This window comes from uncultured Marixanthomonas sp., assembly GCF_963974425.1.
Lineage (GTDB): Bacteria > Bacteroidota > Bacteroidia > Flavobacteriales > Flavobacteriaceae > Marixanthomonas.
In genome coordinates this window covers 1-19,818 of sequence record NZ_CAXBCK010000019.1, presented here as the reverse complement: position 1 = coordinate 19,818, position 19,818 = coordinate 1, and the positions used below count along the sequence as shown (strand labels likewise).

19 protein-coding genes are annotated in these 19,818 nt (G+C 34.8%); 2 read left to right on the top strand and 17 right to left on the bottom strand.

Going from position 1 to position 19,818, the window contains the following annotated elements:
* Positions 1-63 precede the first annotated feature (63 nt).
* The gene (gene rluF / locus AACZ92_RS07160; RefSeq protein WP_339699007.1) at positions 64-837 is read right to left on the bottom strand and encodes a 23S rRNA pseudouridine(2604) synthase RluF; all 774 of its coding nucleotides are present in this window, start codon (positions 835-837) and stop codon (positions 64-66) included.
* A 96-nt stretch (positions 838-933) separates the two neighbouring features.
* Here rluF and AACZ92_RS07155 point away from each other — a divergent pair, with 96 nt between their 5' ends.
* Positions 934-2,460, top strand: coding sequence for a GH3 auxin-responsive promoter family protein (locus AACZ92_RS07155; protein WP_339699004.1), 1,527 nt, complete (start codon positions 934-936; stop codon positions 2,458-2,460).
* Here AACZ92_RS07155 and AACZ92_RS07150 read toward each other — a convergent pair.
* From AACZ92_RS07150 to AACZ92_RS07090, 13 genes are all read right to left on the bottom strand, one after another.
* Positions 2,447-3,088: a hypothetical protein gene (locus AACZ92_RS07150; RefSeq protein ID WP_339699001.1), complete on the bottom strand. Its 642-nt coding sequence runs from the start codon at positions 3,086-3,088 to the stop codon at positions 2,447-2,449. The genes AACZ92_RS07155 and AACZ92_RS07150 overlap by 14 nt on opposite strands.
* An 88-nt stretch (positions 3,089-3,176) precedes the next feature.
* Positions 3,177-3,476, bottom strand: coding sequence for a GIY-YIG nuclease family protein (locus AACZ92_RS07145; protein ID WP_339698998.1), 300 nt, complete (start codon positions 3,474-3,476; stop codon positions 3,177-3,179).
* A 146-nt stretch (positions 3,477-3,622) separates the two neighbouring features.
* Positions 3,623-5,623 carry an excinuclease ABC subunit UvrB gene (uvrB, locus tag AACZ92_RS07140; protein ID WP_339698996.1) on the bottom strand — a complete coding sequence of 667 codons (2,001 nt, stop codon included), beginning with the start codon at positions 5,621-5,623 and terminating at the stop codon, positions 3,623-3,625.
* Positions 5,624-5,733: 110 nt separating this feature from the next.
* A complete protein-coding gene (locus tag AACZ92_RS07135; protein ID WP_339698994.1) occupies positions 5,734-6,570 on the bottom strand; it encodes an ABC transporter permease in 837 nt (278 codons plus the stop codon).
* A gap of 9 nt (positions 6,571-6,579) precedes the next feature.
* Positions 6,580-7,479 (bottom strand): ABC transporter ATP-binding protein, encoded by a 900-nt coding sequence (locus AACZ92_RS07130; RefSeq protein ID WP_339698991.1) that lies wholly within the window; start codon positions 7,477-7,479, stop codon positions 6,580-6,582.
* A gap of 125 nt (positions 7,480-7,604) precedes the next feature.
* Positions 7,605-8,663 (bottom strand): nucleoid-associated protein, encoded by a 1,059-nt coding sequence (locus AACZ92_RS07125; RefSeq protein ID WP_339698987.1) that lies wholly within the window; start codon positions 8,661-8,663, stop codon positions 7,605-7,607.
* Positions 8,664-8,746: 83 nt separating this feature from the next.
* Positions 8,747-9,268 (bottom strand): hypothetical protein, encoded by a 522-nt coding sequence (locus AACZ92_RS07120; protein ID WP_339698984.1) that lies wholly within the window; start codon positions 9,266-9,268, stop codon positions 8,747-8,749.
* A gap of 91 nt (positions 9,269-9,359) precedes the next feature.
* Entirely contained in the window at positions 9,360-10,394 is a 1,035-nt protein-coding gene (locus AACZ92_RS07115) for a COX15/CtaA family protein (RefSeq protein WP_339698981.1), read from the bottom strand.
* Positions 10,394-11,812, bottom strand: a complete 1,419-nt coding sequence (locus AACZ92_RS07110) for an HD domain-containing protein (protein ID WP_339698978.1) — start codon at positions 11,810-11,812, stop codon at positions 10,394-10,396. The genes AACZ92_RS07115 and AACZ92_RS07110 overlap by 1 nt, the downstream gene beginning before the upstream one ends.
* Before the next feature lie 33 nt (positions 11,813-11,845).
* A complete protein-coding gene (locus AACZ92_RS07105) occupies positions 11,846-12,406 on the bottom strand; it encodes an L-threonylcarbamoyladenylate synthase (RefSeq protein WP_339698975.1) in 561 nt (186 codons plus the stop codon).
* Positions 12,407-12,427: 21 nt separating this feature from the next.
* Complete coding sequence (locus AACZ92_RS07100) at positions 12,428-13,498, bottom strand: glycosyltransferase family 1 protein (RefSeq protein WP_339698972.1); 1,071 nt, start codon at positions 13,496-13,498, stop codon at positions 12,428-12,430.
* Between the two features lie 19 nt (positions 13,499-13,517).
* The gene (locus tag AACZ92_RS07095) at positions 13,518-14,696 is read right to left on the bottom strand and encodes a glycosyltransferase family 4 protein (RefSeq protein ID WP_339698969.1); all 1,179 of its coding nucleotides are present in this window, start codon (positions 14,694-14,696) and stop codon (positions 13,518-13,520) included.
* A gap of 2 nt (positions 14,697-14,698) precedes the next feature.
* On the bottom strand, positions 14,699-15,802 hold the full coding sequence (locus AACZ92_RS07090) for a glycosyltransferase family 4 protein (protein WP_339698966.1): 1,104 nt from the start codon (positions 15,800-15,802) through the stop codon (positions 14,699-14,701).
* An 88-nt stretch (positions 15,803-15,890) separates the two neighbouring features.
* Here AACZ92_RS07090 and AACZ92_RS07085 point away from each other — a divergent pair, with 88 nt between their 5' ends.
* The gene (locus AACZ92_RS07085) at positions 15,891-16,643 is read left to right on the top strand and encodes a lipopolysaccharide kinase InaA family protein (RefSeq protein ID WP_339698964.1); all 753 of its coding nucleotides are present in this window, start codon (positions 15,891-15,893) and stop codon (positions 16,641-16,643) included.
* Here AACZ92_RS07085 and AACZ92_RS07080 read toward each other — a convergent pair whose 3' ends face one another.
* The 3 genes from AACZ92_RS07080 to AACZ92_RS07070 all read right to left on the bottom strand — a co-directional run.
* Positions 16,644-17,684, bottom strand: coding sequence for a CDP-glycerol glycerophosphotransferase family protein (locus AACZ92_RS07080; RefSeq protein WP_339698962.1), 1,041 nt, complete (start codon positions 17,682-17,684; stop codon positions 16,644-16,646).
* 3 nt (positions 17,685-17,687) lie between these two features.
* Positions 17,688-18,368: a phosphocholine cytidylyltransferase family protein gene (locus tag AACZ92_RS07075; protein WP_339698959.1), complete on the bottom strand. Its 681-nt coding sequence runs from the start codon at positions 18,366-18,368 to the stop codon at positions 17,688-17,690.
* The coding region (locus AACZ92_RS07070; protein WP_339698956.1) for a glycosyltransferase at positions 18,369-19,818 on the bottom strand (1,450 nt) is incomplete at its 5' end. It abuts the gene before it with no gap.

Sequence of the window (19,818 nt, the reverse complement as noted above, 5' to 3'; positions counted from 1 at the left end):
GGTTAGTTAGTTGAAATGACCACGTGCTACTCAATCGGTGCGTGGTTTTTTTATGCCTAAACCTTACCTTCTTCTGCGTTTACCGCCTGTACTTTGAAAGCGATTAGCCTGTGGTACATTTTTAGATTCTTCAACCGAATCTTGTAAACCCTTTAACTCTGCTTGGGTAAGGTCTCTCCATTTTCCAGTTGGTAAGTTACCTAATTCAATATTCATTATCCGAAGCCTTTTTAAAGCTGTTACTTCGTACCCTAAATATTCACACATCCTTCTAATTTGCCTATTTAAACCTTGAACTAACACAATACGAAATACAAAACGGCTTATTTTTTCTACTTCACAGTTTTTGGTAACCGTATCTAGTATAGGGATTCCATTGCCCATTCTTTTTATAAAATCGTTTGTTATAGGGCGATCCACTGTTACAATATATTCTTTTTCGTGTTTGTTTCCAGCACGTAATATTTTGTTTACAATATCACCATCATTGGTCATTAAAAGTAATCCTTCACTAGGTTTATCTAATCTGCCCACGTGAAAAATTCGCTCTTTATGGTTTATAAAATCTACTACATTTCCTTCTACTCGTTTATCAGTTGTACAAGTAATGCCAATGGGTTTATTAAGCGCGATATAAACCAGATTTTCATTTTCGGCAATAAGTTTACCATCAACCTTCACAATATCATTAGGCATTACGCGATCTCCTAAAGTAGCCAAGGTATCGTTAATAGTAACTTTTTCCTTTTCAATTAACGTATCTGCTTGTCTTCTGGAACAGTATCCACTGTCGCTAATGGCTTTATTTATCCGTACAGAATCTGGGTGATGTGTCATAGGTTACAAAGATACACATTGTGTAAGCGTTAAACTTATTTTAAATAAATAGCGAGGTAATTTTAATTATTATATTTTCATATAAAACTGAAAACTATGGCTGTTTTAGGCTCTATCATAAAAAGTGCGATTGATCTTCGGGATAATTTAGTTTCTGAAGATTCTCCAGTAGAAGCACAAAAAAAAGTATTAAAAAGCTTATTAGAAAAGGCTCAGAATACAGCATTTGGAAAATATTACGGATTTAAAGGAATAATAAATTCAGAAAAAATTGAAAAAAGTTTTTCTGAAGCAATCCCTTTTCACGACTATAATAAAATGACCGAAGAGTGGTGGTGTCGTGTTCACGATGGATTTGAAGATATTACTTGGCCCGGAAAACCCACTTATTTTGCAATAAGTAGTGGGACTACAGGAAAAACAAGTAAACGGATACCTGTAACCGATGCTATGATTGAAGCTATTAGAAATACAGGGATTAAACAAGTAGGTGCTTTAACCAATTTTAATTTACCATCAGATTTTTTTGAAAAGGAAATTATGATGTTGGGTAGTTCAACAGACTTGGAAAAGAGAGATGAATTTAAAGAAGGTGAGATTAGTGGAATTAGCGCGAGTAATATTCCTTTTTGGTTTCGAGGATATTACAAGCCAGGTGAAGAAATCGCCAAAATAGCCGATTGGGACGAACGCGTACAAACCATTGCTGAACGTGCTCACGAATGGGACATAGGTGCTTTAAGTGGCATTCCATCTTGGATGGAACTGATGATGAAAAAAGTTATCGACCACAACAATCTAGAAACTATACACGATATTTGGCCTAACTTACAAGTATATACTAGTGGAGGTGTAGCATTTCAACCATATGAGAAAAGCTTTAATAAACTCTTATCGCATCCCATTACAATTATAGATACGTATTTAGCTTCGGAAGGGTTTATTGCATATCAACAAAGACCAGAAACTACTTCTATGAAGTTGGTTACTGACAACGGAATTTATTTTGAGTTTGTTCCTTTTAAACCAGAATACATACATAAAGATGGTTCCATTGCTCAAGAAGCTCCAATTTTAAATCTTTCAGAAGTTGAAAAAGATACCGACTATGTGCTGATTATGAGTTCGGTTTCAGGTGCTTGGCGCTATTTAATTGGAGATACCATAGCATTTACAAATCTTGAAAAAGCCGAAATTATAATTACGGGTCGAACAAAATTCTTTTTAAATGTTGTTGGGTCGCAACTTTCGGTTAATAAAATGGAAACAGCACTTCGAGAATTAGAGCAACAATTCGATATAGAATTACCAGAATTTACTATTGCGGCTATAAAAATAGACGATGAATTTTACCATCATTGGTATTTAGGAACAACAGCTAACGTGGAAGGGGATAAGCTTTCCGAAGCACTTGATAATGCTTTAAAAGAAGCTAATAAAAACTATAAAGTGGCTCGTGGTAAAGCATTAAAAGGAATAAAAGTGACTACTGTTTCGCCAAATGTTTTTCACGAATGGAGTGCTAAAAATAAAAAGAAAGGCGGTCAAGTAAAAATGGAAAAAGTAATGGATGAAGAAAAGTTTGCCGACTGGGAAGCATTTGTAAAGACTATTCAGCAGTAGCGGCTTCTTCTAACTTTCCTTCGTTAATTAATTCCATAACCTCCTCAGGAGACATGTAAAATGAACGGATTCTTTTTTTGTATTTTTCAGAAATATTAGCTTGATCTAGAATATAATGTTTTGTCTGTAAGATGTAATCTCCCATTCCATGCGCAATGGCAATAGTATCGGCCGTTCGTTCTACTTCTTTAATATGCATTTTGGAAAAAAGATATTTAAAACCGAAAATTAACATTCCTAAGTTATTCCGATCGCTGTAATCCATAACATGACCTAATTCGTGTCCTAACCAACCAACGATAACATCTGAAGGGATGTCGTTTATGGTAAAAGCTTCGTTTTCAATCTGTATTTCTCTGCTAATTAGTATAATATACTCCCGGTTTTTACTTCGCTTAAAAAAGCTAGTCCAAGTAGGTTGCGCCTGCATTGTAGATTTTTTAATACGGTCTTTAAACTTAAAGGTTATTGGCGTGTCTTTTAATTCAGGATAATAAGAAAGGGCGATTAAGGCTTCTTTTTTAATAATTTCAGGAATTGTCTTGTTTTCGGGAATACTGTCTTGCGTTGGCATCATATTAATTGAAAAGTACAAAATTGGTAAAAACAGTTGTGTTAATAAGGTCATAAACTATGTTGTAAGTCATTTCGACGATAGGAGAAATCACATCCTGCTTGCCGGGTTTTAATTTTCATTTTTATTCTTTTAGAGATTGTCATATCACTTGATTGTTTAGACTTTCCCATTTAGGATTAAAACCTTTAATCAATTTGTTTTTCTTCTCTCGTCGCCATTTTTTCAGTTCTTTTTCTCTTGCGATTGCATCTCTTGAGGATTCAAAACCTTCATAATACACTAGATAGTAGCAGTTGTATTTTTCTGCAAACGACTTCCCGCCGTTTTGACTGTCAAAATAATATTGGGAGATCCTTCGCTGAATATTATTAGTTACACCAATGTAAAGTGTTGTCCTGTAAATGTTGGTTACTATATATACAAAATGATTGAATAGCACTCTTAAATATAACGATTTTCAATCACTTTGTCTATAAGGAGAAACCACACCCACTTTGTCAGGAATTGCTTTATAGATTCTACTTTTTTATTGAACCTATTCTGTCTACTCAGATGCGATTCCTCGTCGTTCCTTCTTCGGAATGACTAAACTTCTTCTAAGGATTTTTGCAGCACCTTAATCTTATCTCTCAACTTGGCAGCCATCATAAAATCTAACTCTTTTGCAGATTTCTCCATTGCTTTTCTAGTGTCACGGATTTTCTTTTCAATCTGTGATTTAGTTAGATAAGCATCTTCCGGTTCTGCGGCAGCTAAGGTGTCGGCTGTTTCAAAAGTGTAAGCTTCTTGTTTTGATTTTGCCAAAGTGTTTTCAAAAGACTTTTTAATTGCCGTTGGAGTAATGTTATGTTCTTTGTTATATGCTATTTGTTTTTCACGACGATATTCGGTTTCATCAATAGTACCTTGCATACTTTTGGTTATTTTATCAGCATACAGAATAGCTTTTCCGTTTATGTGTCTTGCTGCACGACCTACCGTTTGGGTAAGTGAACGTTTGCTACGTAAAAAACCTTCTTTGTCAGCATCCAAAATTGCTACTAAAGATACCTCTGGTAAATCCAGCCCTTCCCGTAATAAATTGACACCTACTAAGACATCAAATAATCCTAAACGTAAATCTTGCATAATCTCTACACGTTCTAATGTATCTACATCACTATGAATATAGCGACACCGTATTTGAACACGTGTTAGATATTTTGTTAACTCTTCGGCCATTCTTTTGGTAAGTGTGGTGACCAGTACCCGTTCATCTTTTTCAATGCGAAGTTGCATCTCTTCCAGTAAATCATCAATTTGATTTAAACTTGGGCGCACTTCAATAGGCGGATCCAACAATCCGGTGGGTCTAATAACTTGCTCAACATAAACTCCATCGGTTTTTTCCAATTCATAATCGGCTGGTGTTGCACTTACGTATATCACTTGGTTTTGTAACGCTTCAAACTCTTCAGCTTTTAAAGGACGGTTGTCCATAGCGGCCGGTAAGCGGAAACCATATTCAACCAAATTCTCTTTTCGACTGCGGTCACCACCATACATCGCTCCAACCTGTGGTATAGAAACGTGACTTTCATCTACAATCATTAAGTAATCATCTGGAAAATAATCTAATAAGCAGAACGGTCTCGTTCCTGGTAAGCGTCTATCTAAATAGCGAGAATAGTTTTCAATACCGCTACAATAGCCTAATTCGCGAATCATTTCCAAATCAAAATTGGTTCGTTCTTCTAAGCGTTTGGCTTCTAAGTGTTTTCCTATTTCTTTAAAATAATCAATCTGTTTTACCAGATCATCTTGAATTTCACGAATAGCTCCTTGTAATACATCTGGCGAAGTAACAAACATATTAGCAGGATAGATGTTCAAGCGTTCGTATTTCTCAATTACTTCATTCGTTTTCGGATCAAAAGCTTCAATTTCTTCAATTTCATCTCCAAAAAAATGAATTCGAAAAGCATCATCAGCATAACCCGGATACACATCTACGGTATCTCCTTTTATTCTGAAATTTCCGTTATGAAACTCTGCTTCGGTACGTGCGTATAAACTTTGTACCAAACTATGTAGTAGTTTAGTACGCGAAAGGGTCTGACCTTGCTGTAAACTGATTACGTTTTTCTGAAATTCAACAGGGTTACCAATACCATACAAGCATGAAACTGAAGCAACTACAATCACGTCTCGCCGTCCCGACAATAGGGAAGAGGTTGTGCTTAACCGAAGTTTTTCTATTTCTTCATTGATGGAAAGATCTTTTTCAATATACGTTCCGCTGCTGGGTATAAATGCTTCTGGTTGGTAGTAATCGTAATAGGAGACAAAATATTCTACTGCATTATTTGGAAAGAAGTTTTTAAACTCAGCATACAATTGTGCTGCTAGCGTTTTGTTGTGTGCTAATACCAAGGTTGGTTTCTGTACTTCTTCAACAACGTTGGCTACGGTAAAGGTTTTTCCACTCCCTGTAACACCGAGGAGGGTTTGATATCTTTCTTCGGAATTGAGGCCGTTCACCAATGATTTTATCGCTTCCGGTTGGTCACCAGTAGGCGTAAAATCTGATACTACTTTAAACTTCATAGGTTCTTTTTCAATGCGCTACAAAAATAACGAAAATGTAAGTAGTAACTTGTGAAAGAACTGTGAACGGCTGAAAGTATTTTAGTTATCGAAACTATATTTCAGAAAAATTATAAATCACGTTTTTTTAACAAAGCATAACTCCAATACACAAAAAGGAATGTCCAAACTAATACGATGGCAACGTTTAAAAAGGTGACATCATAGTTTTTAGTAAAGTTCTCTCCTAATTGAGTGGCGGCAGATTGTACGGCTCCCAAACGCGTCATAGGTTCCTTAATTAAATTACTCATCGCTTCCAAAGGGAAAAACTGTGAAATGTTTTCGGCGATGTTGGTTCCCTTAAAAAATTGCCATTTTAAAAGTCCGTACGCAATACTTTCAATAATCCACCAAACCACTAAAAAGCCGATGGCAAAAGCGGAGCGTTTTACTAATATCCCTAAGAACATACAAAAGGCAAAAAAACCGATTAATTTGATGAAATAGGCAAGTAAATATTCCATATCGCTAAAAATGATGCCCATTTCAGTATAATCTGAAAAACTAAGTCCTAAAATCAGCGAAACGATAAAGACAAATAGTGTAGAAATCAGCGCAAAACCGATTACTGTTATAAATTTTGAAAGAACAAATTCTTTTTTACTTAAACCGTCAATCAAGTTTTGTTTTAATGTCCGGTAACTATATTCATTGCTCATCATGGAAACGATGACGATTGCCAAGAATATTTTAAGAATTGCAGCGATATAGGTATTGAAATGCCAAATAAACGGAAAGTTAAAAATCCCTTGATCTGCCACTCTAAAATTTACACTTCCTAAGCTAAATTCTATCGAAGCGATTAATGCTATAAACGTAATTAATACGAAATAAATGATCGAAATTACCTTTGCGGAGCGGTTATATCTTAATTTTTGAAGTTCTATATTGAGAAGTCGTACCATGTCGGTTGGTTAGTTTAGGTTTTTAGTCAATTCAAGAAACTGCTCTTCTAGGCTTTCTTTTCGTTTTACTAAGTGCGATAGAATGATTCCTTTTTGCTGAAGATCCTTGTTCAATGTGGAGGCATCCATCGGTTGTTCTAAATAGGCAACAAGTGTGTCGCCTTCTTTTTTTATTTTTCCGAAACCAGCGTGATTTTTCAACTCATTTTCCAAAACAGTCATATCGCCTGCTTGAAGAATAAAAAAGCCGTGACTGGCGTTCATTTCATCAACAGTACCCGTGTACAAACTTTCTCCTTTCCGAAGAATTACAACATGTGAACATACTTTTTCAACTTCATCTAGTAGGTGAGAAGCCAAAAGAATCGTTGTTCCTTCCGAAGCAATTTTTTTAATAATTTCCCGTATTTGATGAATTCCTTGTGGGTCCAAGCCGTTTGTGGGTTCATCTAATATTAATATTTCAGGATCATTTAATAGTGCTGAGGCAATAGCTAAACGTTGTTTCATTCCTAATGAAAACGTTCTAAATTTGCTGTCTTTTCTATCAAGTAATCCTACAACCTCTAGTTTTTCTTCAATTTTTGAAGTAGAAACGTCTTTAATTTTACAAACTAAAGCTAAGTTTTGTGCCGCGGTCATATACGGGTAAAAGTTGGGGTGCTCGATAATAGCGCCTACTTTTTTTAACGCGTTGTGAGTAGAATCTATGCCATCAAACCAATGGTAACTACCGTTAGTTTTATTAACAACATTCAGGACAATGCCTAAAGTGGTAGATTTTCCGCTGCCATTTGGTCCTAAAATTCCGTATACATTTCCTTTTTCAATGGTAAAAGAAAGGTTTTTTACGGCGGTGATGGGACCAAATTTTTTGGTGAGATTATCAATAGTAAGTATGGGTTCCAAAGAATTGTGTTTTTTGGGTTAGCTATCTATACGACGAATGTACTGAAGATTTGTTACAATTAGAAAAAAGAAAAGCAGCATTCGAAAATGAATACTGCTTTGTATTTGTTGCAACACAGCGGTTTTTATGACTTTTCTTCTTTGTTGAAATAAACCAAATAATAATACATCTGTTTTTCTTCGTCCCAACCTTTTTCCACAAAGCGTTCTGCACTGTCCGGGTTGATAAAATCCATTTTTATCTGAATGTTAGTATCTAGATTAATTACATTTTTAATCTTTTTACGTGCGGCGCTGACTGCAGTATTAGCAATAGGAAAGGTAGTTAGGTCTTCAATTTTATATTTTGGTGCTTTTTCTGTTTTGTAATGATTAAATTCAGGCACTAATGCAGGGTTGTCAATCACTTCGTTAACAAAAGAACTTTCTTCAAAATTATCGTTTTTTGCAAAGTGATTTACCGCACGGTTCATAAACATAACTTCTTGTTGTTTATCTTCCGCCGGAAGTACTACATCTTTCGCAAAATCTTGACAGAACTTTAAATACTTTTTGGTGAAGAAGTTTTCATCTTCAAATGCTTCGACCCCTAAAAAGCTTTCCACCCAATAACGGGCATCATAACGGTTACTATCAATAGAAAGCACTTTGTAACCTTCTTCCTTTTTTACATTGAAAATGAGTGCGCCTTTATCCAGCTTTTTCAAGTTGACCCCTTGTTGAAGGATAGCATCCAATTGGTCGCCTTGCTCAGCAAATTGAAGGAAATCTTGCTTAATTTCAGATTTGAAAATACCGATACCATCTACTTTTATATTATCAATCTGCAAACCTTCAAGGTAGGCTACATACACTTCACCATTTTTAATATGCGGGTGCATGGACTGATCAAAAAGATGTTTGGTTATTTTTTTACTATGCTCATGAATGCTTTCTGGATTATCAAAAATTGCAGAAATAGTATTGTATAAATCGTGAAATTCCAAATCGGTTTCATGACGAAACTGAAAATAGTTCTCTTCTTTATCACGAAATGGTTTTAGAAAAAACTCTTTTAACAAAGGTCTAATCTCATCATCCATTTTGTAAGGAGCCGAAGAAAGAAAAATACCTTCATTGCGGCTTTTATTTCCTACCCTATGAATAGAAAGGGAGGCGGTATGTGCAGCGTATAAGTTGATCATTTGAAATGTAAAATCTAAAGGTTAAATTAACTGAAAATTGAAACGTTTAAAGCTACTGTAAAAAGCTGAGAATTTGAATTAAATTAGTTCCAGTTTTCGTCAAAATCAAGCGTATCATAATCTTCTGGATCAAGATCCATTACGTCTTCATCTTCTTCAGAAAAAGCATCGTCAATATCTTCTATAATAAATTCACGTTCGGGAGCTATTGCAGGTATTTGGCCTTCCACGTACATCAAGTTTGGATAGCTTTGACCATCTTCTGGCTCGACAATATCTGCCAATTCTACCATAAAAGTCCACATATTGAGGTAGTCGTATATGTAAAGCAATCGAGTTTGTTCTCTCCAAACAGTATCTTCCAGCCTATTTTCACTCATTACCCGAACAGCTCCGGGTTTGTCATCCATATCGAACAGAGCGATTTCTTCACCTTGTTCCCATTTCTCATTGCTTACATAAAAAGACGCCATTTCTTGCCCTTCAAAACCAAAGGATTGCAAGATTACATTATGAAGGTCTTCTAGGTTGTCTGAAGCTTCAATTTCAATGTCTCTAAAAACATCTTCATCTGTATCAAGAATGACTCTAAAACGGTACACCATAACTAAAAATTTTAGGGCGCAAAGATACGAACTATTCCACTTTTCAGAAGAAGAAAAACCCGTTAAATCTTTGTTGTTTTTAACCTAAAATTTAAACCTGTCTAGTAATAAAATCTGGTCGATGTCTTTTCCAGGCTTGTAGTACAACATAGAATTGATATCCAAAAAGTAAAGAAGCAATCACTAAATGGAGTGGTTGGGATAAGAATGGGAAGTCAAAATAATACATACCAATGCCTGTCGCGGCTTCTAGGATCACCAAAAAGAAAACCATGTTTATTTTTCTTAAACCGTAGCTATGTTTTTTATTGAAAAACCACAACGCTAGGTTGACCAAGAATATTAAAATAGAAAAGGAGCGGTGTATGTAAAAATATATATCTGGATTATCGAGCCAAAGCGATTTAGCTTGATATCCTACTATATCTATTTGTTCATCTACAAATTGACGCACTTGTGTGCCGGTTACAACTTGTATTATGGTGAGTATAAGAGCAAATATTAATAAGTTTATATATCCTCTTGATATTGAGAATGTGCGTAATTTAGGTCTTGAATAGTACAACAAATAGAGTAAAACGGCCAAAATAACCAAGGCCATAACCATATGGATAGTAATACGTATTGGTGATAGAACGGAGTAAACCACAGTGGCGCCTAACCAAGCTTGAAAGCCTAGCAGTAAGACACTTACCCAAGAAAGGAGGGTGATACGCTTGCTGTATTTCCATTGGCTGAATGAAAACAAAGCCATAATAAAAACCGCTATACCAGATAACGCACCAAATAACCGGTTTACATATTCAATCCAGGTGTGCCAAACGTTGAAAGTAGCGTAATCGTGTTTGGTATAGAGATTCCAGTTGTTTTCTGAAAAAGCTTCGCCTGTTTTAAAATCTTTGGCAGCTACTTGTAACGTTTCATCTTTTATAATTACTTGTCCTTTTTTAAAGCTGCGTTGTGGTTGCCATTCTAGTTCTGTAACATCAGTAGGAGGGACGTAGTATCCAAAGCATTTAGGCCAATCGGGACAACCCATTCCCGAGCCTGTCATCCGCACCATAGCGCCTGCAATAATTACTAGATAAACAGCAATCAGTGCTATTTTTACCCACTTTCTATACATTATTTAACGGGAGTTAATTTCAATTCTTCGCCTTTTTTCAACATAAACTTTTTTGCAGCATCATATTCGTTTGGTATGTCGCCTTCCAAAATAGCTTCTTTTATTGCATCTTTAATAATACCAATTTCTCGAGAAGGCTTTAATCCAAAGGTATTCATAATTTCTTCACCAGATACGGGTGGTTGAAAATTTCTAACGTGATCCCGTTCTTCTACCTCTTGAATTTTATCACGAACCTTTTGAAAATTATTGTGGTATTTTTTAAACTTCTTCGGGTTTTTAGTGGTGATGTCCGCCTCGCAAAGCGTCATTAAATCTTCTACATAATCGCCAGCATCAAATATCAACCGTCTAACAGCGCTATCGGTTACATCGGTCGCCAAAACGATAGGACGGGAGCTCATAAAAACCATTTTCTGAACAAATTTCATCTTATCGTTCAGTGGCATTTTCATGCGTTTAAAAAGTTTATAGACCATTTTGGAGCCTACAAATTCGTGTGCATGGAACGTCCAACCAACTTTTTTGTCAAACTTTTTTGTGGGAGCTTTACCAATGTCATGTAACAAGGCGGCCCAGCGTAACCAAAGATTGTCAGTTGTTCTTGAAATATTATCGACCACTTCAAGTGTATGCCAAAAGTTGTCTTTATGGCGTTGTCCTTCTTTTTCATCAATTCCTTCTAAGGCGACTAATTCGGGGAAAATAAATGGTAACAACCCAGTTTTATGAAGCAAGGCAAATCCTTTGGAAGGCTTATCGGCCAACAATATTTTATTTATTTCGTCAATAATCCGTTCTTTTGAAATAATCTTGATTCGCTTTGCATTTTTAGTAATGGATTGCAACGATTCTTTTTCAATAAGAAAATCAAGTTGCGTAGCAAAACGAATGGCTCGTAACATACGTAATGGATCGTCACTATACGTAATGTCTGGCTCTAATGGAGTTTTGATTATTTTTTTCTCAAGATCTGCTATGCCATTGAAAGGGTCTAATAACTCACCAAAGTTTTTGTCATTTAAACTTAAAGCCAAAGCGTTGATAGTAAAATCACGTCGGTTTTGATCGTCTTGCAATGTTCCGTCTTCCACTGCGGGATTGCGGCTTTCTTCAGAATAGGATTCTTTACGAGCGCCAACAAATTCCAGTTCAATTCCACCGGTTTTTAGCATCGCAGTACCATAGGTTTTAAAAACAGAGACTTTTGGTTTTCCGGGAAGCAACTTAGAAACCTCTTTAGCCAATTCAATACCGCTACCAACGGCTACAATATCTATATCTTTTGCTTCGCCGCGGTCTAAAATATAATCGCGTACAAATCCGCCAATAACATAGCTTTCTGTTTTTAAGTTGCTAGCAGCTTTAGATACAGTTTTAAATATAGGATGTTGTAACGCGTTAGGGTATTTTGGCATTTTTGTTTAAAGTGTTTTTAAGCTAATCTTAGTTTAATTGCGAATAACCTTTACAGTACCATCATTCTTTAGCTTAATGATAGCCGATGGTTGTGCCGTTTGTTTAGATAGAGGCAAATTTACCACATAGTCTACGCCTTCCAAAATTTCGGGAGCAATGGCCTTAAAATTTAACGGGGTTTTAACACCACTTATATTTGCCGAGGTAGAAACGATGGGTCTTCTAAATTTTCGGATGAGTTGTTTACAAAAATCATCTTGTACCACCCGTATTGCCAACGAATTGTCATCTGCAATTAAATTTTCAGCCACTCGAATGGGATCGTCATAGATTATGGTGGTTGGTTTTGCCGCATATCTTAATATATCGTAAGCTACTTCTGGCACATCTTCTACAAATTCATTCAGCATTTTAAAATCGTGTACCAAACAAATTAACGATTTACTCTCATCGCGTTGTTTTAATTTAAAAACCTTTTCAATGGCTTCAGAATTGGTAGCATCGCAGCCAATACCCCAAACGGTATCGGTAGGGTAGAGAATGAGTCCACCACGTTTTAAAACGGCTATGGTATTGTTTATTTCTTCGCGCATAAGTTAAATTTTGGTTTCAGGTTATAGTTCCTTATAAACATCAATATATTGTTTTGCAGCTTTTTCCCAACTGAATTTTGCTGCTTGGGCTTTTAATTTTAGACTTTTCTTTTCTGGGTTCGATTTATAATCATCTAATGCTTTTTGTACAATCTTAGCCATATATTCGGCATCATAATGATTCCAATAACTAGCTACATCTCCGCCAACTTCTGGAAGCGATGTTTTGTTTGAAATAATAACTGGAACGCCAAAGGTCATGGCCTCTACTACCGGAAGTCCAAATCCTTCAGCAAGGGACGGATGTAAGAGTGCAGATGCATTACTGTACAAGGTTATCTTTTCTTTTTCTGAAACAGTTCCTTTTATAATAATACGATCGCTTACTTGGTGTTTTTTGGCAAGTGCTTCTATTTTCTCTTTTTGCTTTTTGGAACAGCGACCCACAAAAATTAAACGCGTTTCAGAATTTAAAAACTGAAGCATCGGGATTAGGCTTTCCTGATTTTTATAGCCTCTAAACTCACCGATAGAAAGCAAATATGGGAAATTATATTTTTCACTTTTAATAGCCGAAATTCCCTCACATGGGTTGCCATTGTAAATTACATATTCTTTTACATGGTTTGGGATATCAAATTTCTCCTGAATGTTATTTTTTGTGAATTCTGAAATATATACTAACCCGCTAGCTTTATTTATTTTAGATTGTAAGCTATCAAATCGATCTTTTATTTGATGATGTGGACGGTCAAAGAGCGTAAATAAGGCGTCGTGAATGGTGAAAAGTAATTTTGAATTGTTGTTGTCATGAGGCTCAACTTTGCTTAGATGGGTTACGCTATGCCAAACATCATACTCTTTTTTAAAGGAAAAGTAGCGATGGAAGTCAAAAGAAGTTTTGTGTTTTATTTGCTTACCAAACCGATTCTTAAACTTAAAAGGAGCGTAGTAGGTCAAGTTTATATCTTCATGAGGCTGTTCTGCCATTTTTTCACCTAAGTGCAGTGAAAACTGCCCAAACCCTTTGTTAAGGTTTTTCAGGTAATGGAAATCGATAAAAATGTTTTTTTGAAGATTAGTAGTTTTCAAAAGAGACGGTTTTTGTGTTTTACTTTTTAACACTTAAAATAGATTCGTAATACTTAATAGATTTTTCAACCAATAATTCTTGTGTAAAATTAGCAAGAACTTTTTTTCTAGCATTTAATTTTAGCGTTTTATAGTTATCTGGATTTTTAAAAACTTGATCTATATGTTTTATAAACTCCTCTTTATTATGGGCAATTAATCCATCATCTTTATGCGTTATAATTTCTTCGGCAACAGGAATATTAAAAACTATTGTTGGCTTTTCCATAGCCATAGCCTCTACAATAGTAAATCCAAACGTTTCGCCTCTTGATGGTACAGCAATTACTGAAGCCTGAGATAATTTTTCTGGAATTTTCTCTAACACTAAAGGTCCATAATACGTTGTGTTTTTTATTGCTTTTTTAGATAAAATATCATCTTTTAAGAAGTTAAAATACGTCTCGTTTTTACCGATTAAATGTAAAGTAGCAGTAGGGTGTTTTTCTACAATTACATTAAAAATTTGAGCTAACCTGTCTACCCCCTTTGCTTTTGATAGCGTTCCGAAATAAAAAATGGATTTTTCAATTGTATCAACACTATAGTTAGGGGTAAATAGTTGTGTATTAATACCATTTTGAATTACAGTATCTACGGAAACATTATAATAATCTTTTATAAAATCTGCTGAAAAATAAGAGTTAGCTATGGTGTAAGGTGTGGCTTCCAAAGCTTTTTTTTCCATTTTAATTTTAAGGTGGTTATCTGTGTCACCTAAATATTGCTCCCAAAAACCTCTTGATCCATGATACCTAGTTACTAAGGGTATAGTGTTTTGCCAAAAAGCGGTATAACCACTAAACGTAAAAGACTGAATAACGTCTATATTTTGTTCTGTTGCATATTTATGTAATTTTTTCGCAAGGTATTTTCGTTCTTTTTCAACAAAATATTTTGAGGTCTTTTTAAACCCTAATTTAGAAGAAACAGATCTTGATAATTCTGCTAAAGGATATTGTTTAAAATACTTTTTGAAAAAAACTATTGTAGCTTCATCATCTATAATCTTGAAACTTTTTTTTGAAAATCCATAAATAAAAACGGTATGACCTCGCTTTGTTAGCTCAGAAGTCATAATTTTAAAAAATGTACCTACGCCTCCTGCGGGAGGCAAATCTTTATGAGAATATTCATTAGTAAAAAATAGAATTCTCATATTTATTTAATTATTTCGGCTAACTCACTATACATTTTTTCTGCAATTACATCTTTAGTAAAATTATCTACCAAATATTGATATCCATTTTTCTTAAATTTTTCTTGCAGCGCTATATCATTCAGAAGTTGCATTGTTTTTTCGGCAAAACTTCTTGGATTTCCCACTTCAGCTAACAAACCGGTTTCATTTTCTACAATTACTTCGGGTATTCCGCCGGCATTTGCAGCTACAATGGGCACTTTACAGGCATACGATTCTAATAAAACGCCTCCCGTAGGCTCATTGTTAGAGGTAAACAAAAATAGATCGAATTCAGGTAAAATCTGTGGTATATCTTTCCTAAAACCTGCAAAAATAATGTGATCGGTCAATCCTTTTTCTTCAACGTACTGTCTTATTTCAGTTTCTAGTTTCCCTTTACCAACTAAAATAAATTTAGCTTTCAATTTCTCTTCTTTAACTAATATTTCAACTGTATCTACCCAGGTATAATGGTCTTTAAAGCCTGTGAATTCGGCGATATTTCCTATAATTTTATAATCCTCAGGTATGTTAAATTCTTTATGCAGTAAACCAGTTTTTTCTTTTTTGGGGAATTTTTCCACATCGGTTACACTTCCTACCACACTCAGTCTGCTATGGTCTTTCACTGCATATTTCAGCACTTCTACCACGGGGTGCGACACACAAATTATTTTTTTAATGCCTTTGTAATTGTATTTCCATTTTCTGAAAAAATTGGTGTCCACCCGTTTTATAAGCGTCCGGCAAAGTGCCATTGGGGTTTTCATTCCGTAAAACAAAGAAGCGAGAACGGCCAAGGTATGCGATTGGCTGTTGTGTATAAAAACTACATCAGCGTTCTTTTCTTCAGAAATGTTTTTCAACGATTTAGCAAACTTCAAATCGTATTCACCGTTAAACTCCAGCCCAATCACTTGCATGTTTTTTTGTGATGCAATTTTATATACTTCAGAATCTTTAGGGCAAACAATCCATTGATCTTCCACGTAACCCAAGTCTCTAAATGCTTCATAGAGATATATAATTTTTTGTTCGTGGCCGCGCCAAACTTGCGAAGCGGTTACTTGGATTAATCTCATGAATTTGTTTGTTGAGGTTTAGTTTTCTGCAAAATAACCATAATAATTAAACATAGCTTTCTTCTAATTCAAATTGTATCTTTGAAAAATGAAAAAAGCGTTTTCTGAAAAATACAAATCGAAAGAAAAAGAGGTGCTGAGCATCCTCAATTCGTTTGAAAATAATGGTGAATCTGTAGGAAAAGGAGATAGAAATGTTATCAAGATTTTTCCGTTAGGGGAGCAGGAAATCAACATTAAATCGTTTAAAGTTCCAAATCTAATTAATAAGGTTGTTTATAATTTTTTCAGAAAATCGAAAGCTGAACGGTCTTTTTTAAACGCATCTTATTTGTTAAGTAACAATATAGGAACACCATATCCTGTTGCTTTTATGGAAGAAAGTAATCCTTTGTTCTTCGGAAAAAGTTATTATATAAGTGAACACCAAGATGTAGATTTAACCTACCGCGAATTGGTGGAAAATGCAAACTATCCTGATCGTGAGAACATATTACGGCAGTTTACCGCTTTTACCCATAAATTGCATGAAAACCGAATTCTTTTTAAAGATCACTCTCCAGGAAATACATTGATAAAAAAAGAAGAAAATGGATATCAATTCTATTTGGTAGATTTAAATAGGATGGATTTTAAAGACCTTTCTTTTCAAGAACGAATTAAAAACTTTTCAAGATTATCACCTCATAAAGAAATGGTGGCAATAATGAGTGATGAATATGCAAAAATTACAGGTAAACCCTACGGTAAGGTGTTTGGTTTAATGTGGGGATTGACTGAAAAATTTCAAATGAAGTTCCACCGTAAACGCGAATTAAAGAAAAAACTAAAGCTGAAATAGTTACGATTTTCTATCAAAAATCTTATTGATTTTATATTTTCTGAAAAGGGATAACTTCCTTTTTTTCGGTACGCCGTATTTTTCAATATATTCTTCAATGGTTTTCACCATTCTTTCTGAAGATTTTCCGTCAGTATAAGGATGGTATTCAGCAATTACCTTTGCACGTTTTTTGGCAAATGGATCGGTTGTAAGGTTTTCTGAAACGGCTTTCTGTAATTCTCCTTTTTCAGTATGATTGTCCCATTGTATGTCTTCATTAATATTTCCAAAGGTGATAACGGGTTTATTTAGCAATAAAAATTCGTAAATTACTGAAGAAGTATCGCTTATTAACAAGTCTGCCGTTAAAAATTGCGAAATGATATCACGACCTTCTTTAAAATAAACGGTATCATATGTAGCCGCAAGATTTTTATAAGCCTCAATGAATTTTGAGGCCATTAAATCATGAAACTTAATATTGATTACATAATCGCCTTGTTGTGCTAATTGTTCTATTTCAGGCTCTAAAACCTCTGAAGAAGTTAGGGAAGGCGAGAAGGTAGGCGCATATAATAAAACGTACTTGGCATTATGTTTTTTGAGCAGATCCTCTTTTTCTGAAAGAATTTCTTGATTATTTTGAGCATATGGATCCAATTTTGACCAACCAGTTTCTATGACATCAAAATTTTTAAAACGTGCTTTTAACTTGTTGAAACCTCTCGTAAAATAAGGTCCTTGCGTTAAATATAAATCAAAATAATGTCGAATGTGAAAGTGTGCTTTTTTTTCGCCTGCCAAACCGTGAAAAATCTGAACTTTTAACCCTTGTAAATAGTGTGGCACTTCATTGCCAGGCGCAATAATAGCATCGCTTTTAAAAGCTTCTAATTCAGAAATACTTTGTGTTACAGGTTCATTGGTAAAGGGAAAAAGTTTTGCAAGTTTTGGAGTGATAAACCAAATATATTCATGAGCTTGTTCCTGTAAAACCTTTTTTATGGGTTTCATAATTTCAAAAGCATAGGCATTTTGACAGAACAAAATCACTTTCATAGGTTACAGAAATTTATTTACGTTGTCTAAATCTTCTTGAAAATCTATTTCCATACAGTTAAATGCTGAAATATCTACGGCTTTTACTTTCGCATTGTCTTTTTCAATGAGCAGTTCGAGCCCACGTTCAAAGTAATCGTTATTATGACATTCTTCTAGTCTCAAAATATACTCTGAAAGATTGTTTTTTGAAATAAAGTTAACGCCAACCGCTTCGCCCAAACCGTTTTTAACTTCTTTTGAAAGTTGATTTATATAGCCATTTTCTAATGTATATTTTACTTCCTCATCGCCAACTGAATTTGTATTTACAGCTACAAATGAAGTGTCTTCATCAATATGGGGTTGTAGGTTTTCTAGTAATTTTTCATCAAAAACAACATCACCATTAAACCAAAGTACACTCTCTCCTTTGCATTTTTTTAAAGCTCGTACAAGACTTTTTGCTGTGTTGGTTTGATCAAAATACGGATTGTAAACATAAGCCAATTGCGGAAAATTTTCCATAATGCTGTTTTTTTTGAACCCAACAACTACGTAAACATCGTGTTCAGAAAAGTATTTGTCTATGTTTTCAAGCATCATTTGCATAATGCTTTTTCCATTTTTTAGTGGTGTAAGCGGTTTAGGAAACGGGTTGCCCAATCTGGAGCCAATTCCTGCAGCAAGGATTACGATTTTCATTTATTTATTGGAGTTGTTTTTAATGATCTGTTTTAGTTTTAAATACTTTAAGAAAGTAGTGTAGGCGCTAAAGGTACAAATTATTAAACCATTGAAACCGTCTAGGAAACCTAGGCGTAAAATATAGGCTTTAAAAAAGGTCCAAGCTGGTTTTACTAAAATCTCAAATATACCCGATTTTCTGCCTAGTTTATAATATTCCCTTGCCGCAATAGAAGAGAATTTGTGTACTTTCAAGCTATGTTCTTCATAGCTGGTATGTACCCAGTGTAAAATACTGCCATCTAATTTTCCTTTCTTAGAGTTGGGCTGCATTTGTATGGTGTCGTGTGGGTTAATACCACCCCAACGGGCTTTATTGCGGTCAAAAACACGGAGTTTTCTATCAGGATACCAATCTGAATGATAAATCCATTGTCCACAATAATTATTGAACCGTTTGGCATAATAGCCGTCTTTTTCCCAGTTATTTTTTAATCGTAATATGGCAGCTTGCAGCTCTTTGTTTAAAGCTTCATCGGCATCAAGAGAAATAATCTTATCATATTTTGCAGCATCGATTGCTGAGTTTTTCTGCTGAATATGTCCTTCAAATTTCTGCTGAATAAACCGAACCGGATATTTTTTGCAAATAGCTTCAGTAGCATCGGTACTGAAAGAGTCTAGTATAACAATATCATCAGCTATCGGAAGCAGCGATTCAATACATCGGGCAATTTTACTTTCTTCGTTTAACGTGATTACTGTGGCCGAAAAACGTTTAGCTTCAGGATATAAATTTTCGCCGGTAAGAAACTCATGTAATTTTGGAATGATGAGTTCCGGTTTAAAAAAATCATAACTTTTCTGTCCCTTAGCACGTGCGCCTTTTTTATTTGAAAAATGAGGTTTGTAATCAATATAGTCATATAAATGTACCGAAGCATGATTCTTTCGGTCTTCAAAAATATTCCACGCTTCTTTTTTAATCCAAGGACAGAATATAGAAAAAGTTTTTACACCCAGTGCTTTTGCCATATTTATAGCGCCGCCTTCGTTGCCTATCAATGCATCACAATGGTGGGTAAGCGCCATAAATTCACGAAGGGTTTTTCCGTAAAGCTCCAAAAAGATATGCTGTTGTGTTTTTGGACTACATAAATTATACAGCTCTTCTACCTTTGGTCTTTGACTAGGAATATAATTGAAAAGCAATTGCCCGTTGGTTTGTTTCACGATATAATCCAAGAGTTTTGCCATAAAAGGAAGCGGATAGGTTTTAAACTCGTTGCTTCCCAAGGCGCTAATCATAAATAGTTGTTTTGAAGTATCTATTTCATGCTTTTGTAGAATTTTTTCCGCATTGCTTATCTCACTATCAGTTAAGTATATTTTTGGTTTACAATTTTGTTCAATCTCTTTAATAATAGGAGATAGTTCTTCTTTAATAACATTACGAACCTCTTCTCTA

What these genes read in the sequence shown, in the direction of transcription:
- rluF (WP_339699007.1), bottom strand. Translation starts at nt 837, where the DNA reads ATGACACATCACCCAGATTCTGTACGGATAAATAAAGCCATTAGCGAC.
- AACZ92_RS07155 (WP_339699004.1), top strand. Translation starts at nt 934, where the DNA reads ATGGCTGTTTTAGGCTCTATCATAAAAAGTGCGATTGATCTTCGGGAT.
- AACZ92_RS07150 (WP_339699001.1), bottom strand. Translation starts at nt 3,088, where the DNA reads ATGACCTTATTAACACAACTGTTTTTACCAATTTTGTACTTTTCAATT.
- uvrB (WP_339698996.1), bottom strand. Translation starts at nt 5,623, where the DNA reads ATGAAGTTTAAAGTAGTATCAGATTTTACGCCTACTGGTGACCAACCG.
- AACZ92_RS07135 (WP_339698994.1), bottom strand. Translation starts at nt 6,570, where the DNA reads ATGGTACGACTTCTCAATATAGAACTTCAAAAATTAAGATATAACCGC.
- AACZ92_RS07125 (WP_339698987.1), bottom strand. Translation starts at nt 8,663, where the DNA reads ATGATCAACTTATACGCTGCACATACCGCCTCCCTTTCTATTCATAGG.
- AACZ92_RS07120 (WP_339698984.1), bottom strand. Translation starts at nt 9,268, where the DNA reads ATGGTGTACCGTTTTAGAGTCATTCTTGATACAGATGAAGATGTTTTT.
- AACZ92_RS07115 (WP_339698981.1), bottom strand. Translation starts at nt 10,394, where the DNA reads ATGTATAGAAAGTGGGTAAAAATAGCACTGATTGCTGTTTATCTAGTA.
- AACZ92_RS07110 (WP_339698978.1), bottom strand. Translation starts at nt 11,812, where the DNA reads ATGCCAAAATACCCTAACGCGTTACAACATCCTATATTTAAAACTGTA.
- AACZ92_RS07105 (WP_339698975.1), bottom strand. Translation starts at nt 12,406, where the DNA reads ATGCGCGAAGAAATAAACAATACCATAGCCGTTTTAAAACGTGGTGGA.
- AACZ92_RS07095 (WP_339698969.1), bottom strand. Translation starts at nt 14,696, where the DNA reads ATGAGAATTCTATTTTTTACTAATGAATATTCTCATAAAGATTTGCCT.
- AACZ92_RS07090 (WP_339698966.1), bottom strand. Translation starts at nt 15,802, where the DNA reads ATGAGATTAATCCAAGTAACCGCTTCGCAAGTTTGGCGCGGCCACGAA.
- AACZ92_RS07085 (WP_339698964.1), top strand. Translation starts at nt 15,891, where the DNA reads ATGAAAAAAGCGTTTTCTGAAAAATACAAATCGAAAGAAAAAGAGGTG.
- AACZ92_RS07080 (WP_339698962.1), bottom strand. Translation starts at nt 17,684, where the DNA reads ATGAAAGTGATTTTGTTCTGTCAAAATGCCTATGCTTTTGAAATTATG.
- AACZ92_RS07075 (WP_339698959.1), bottom strand. Translation starts at nt 18,368, where the DNA reads ATGAAAATCGTAATCCTTGCTGCAGGAATTGGCTCCAGATTGGGCAAC.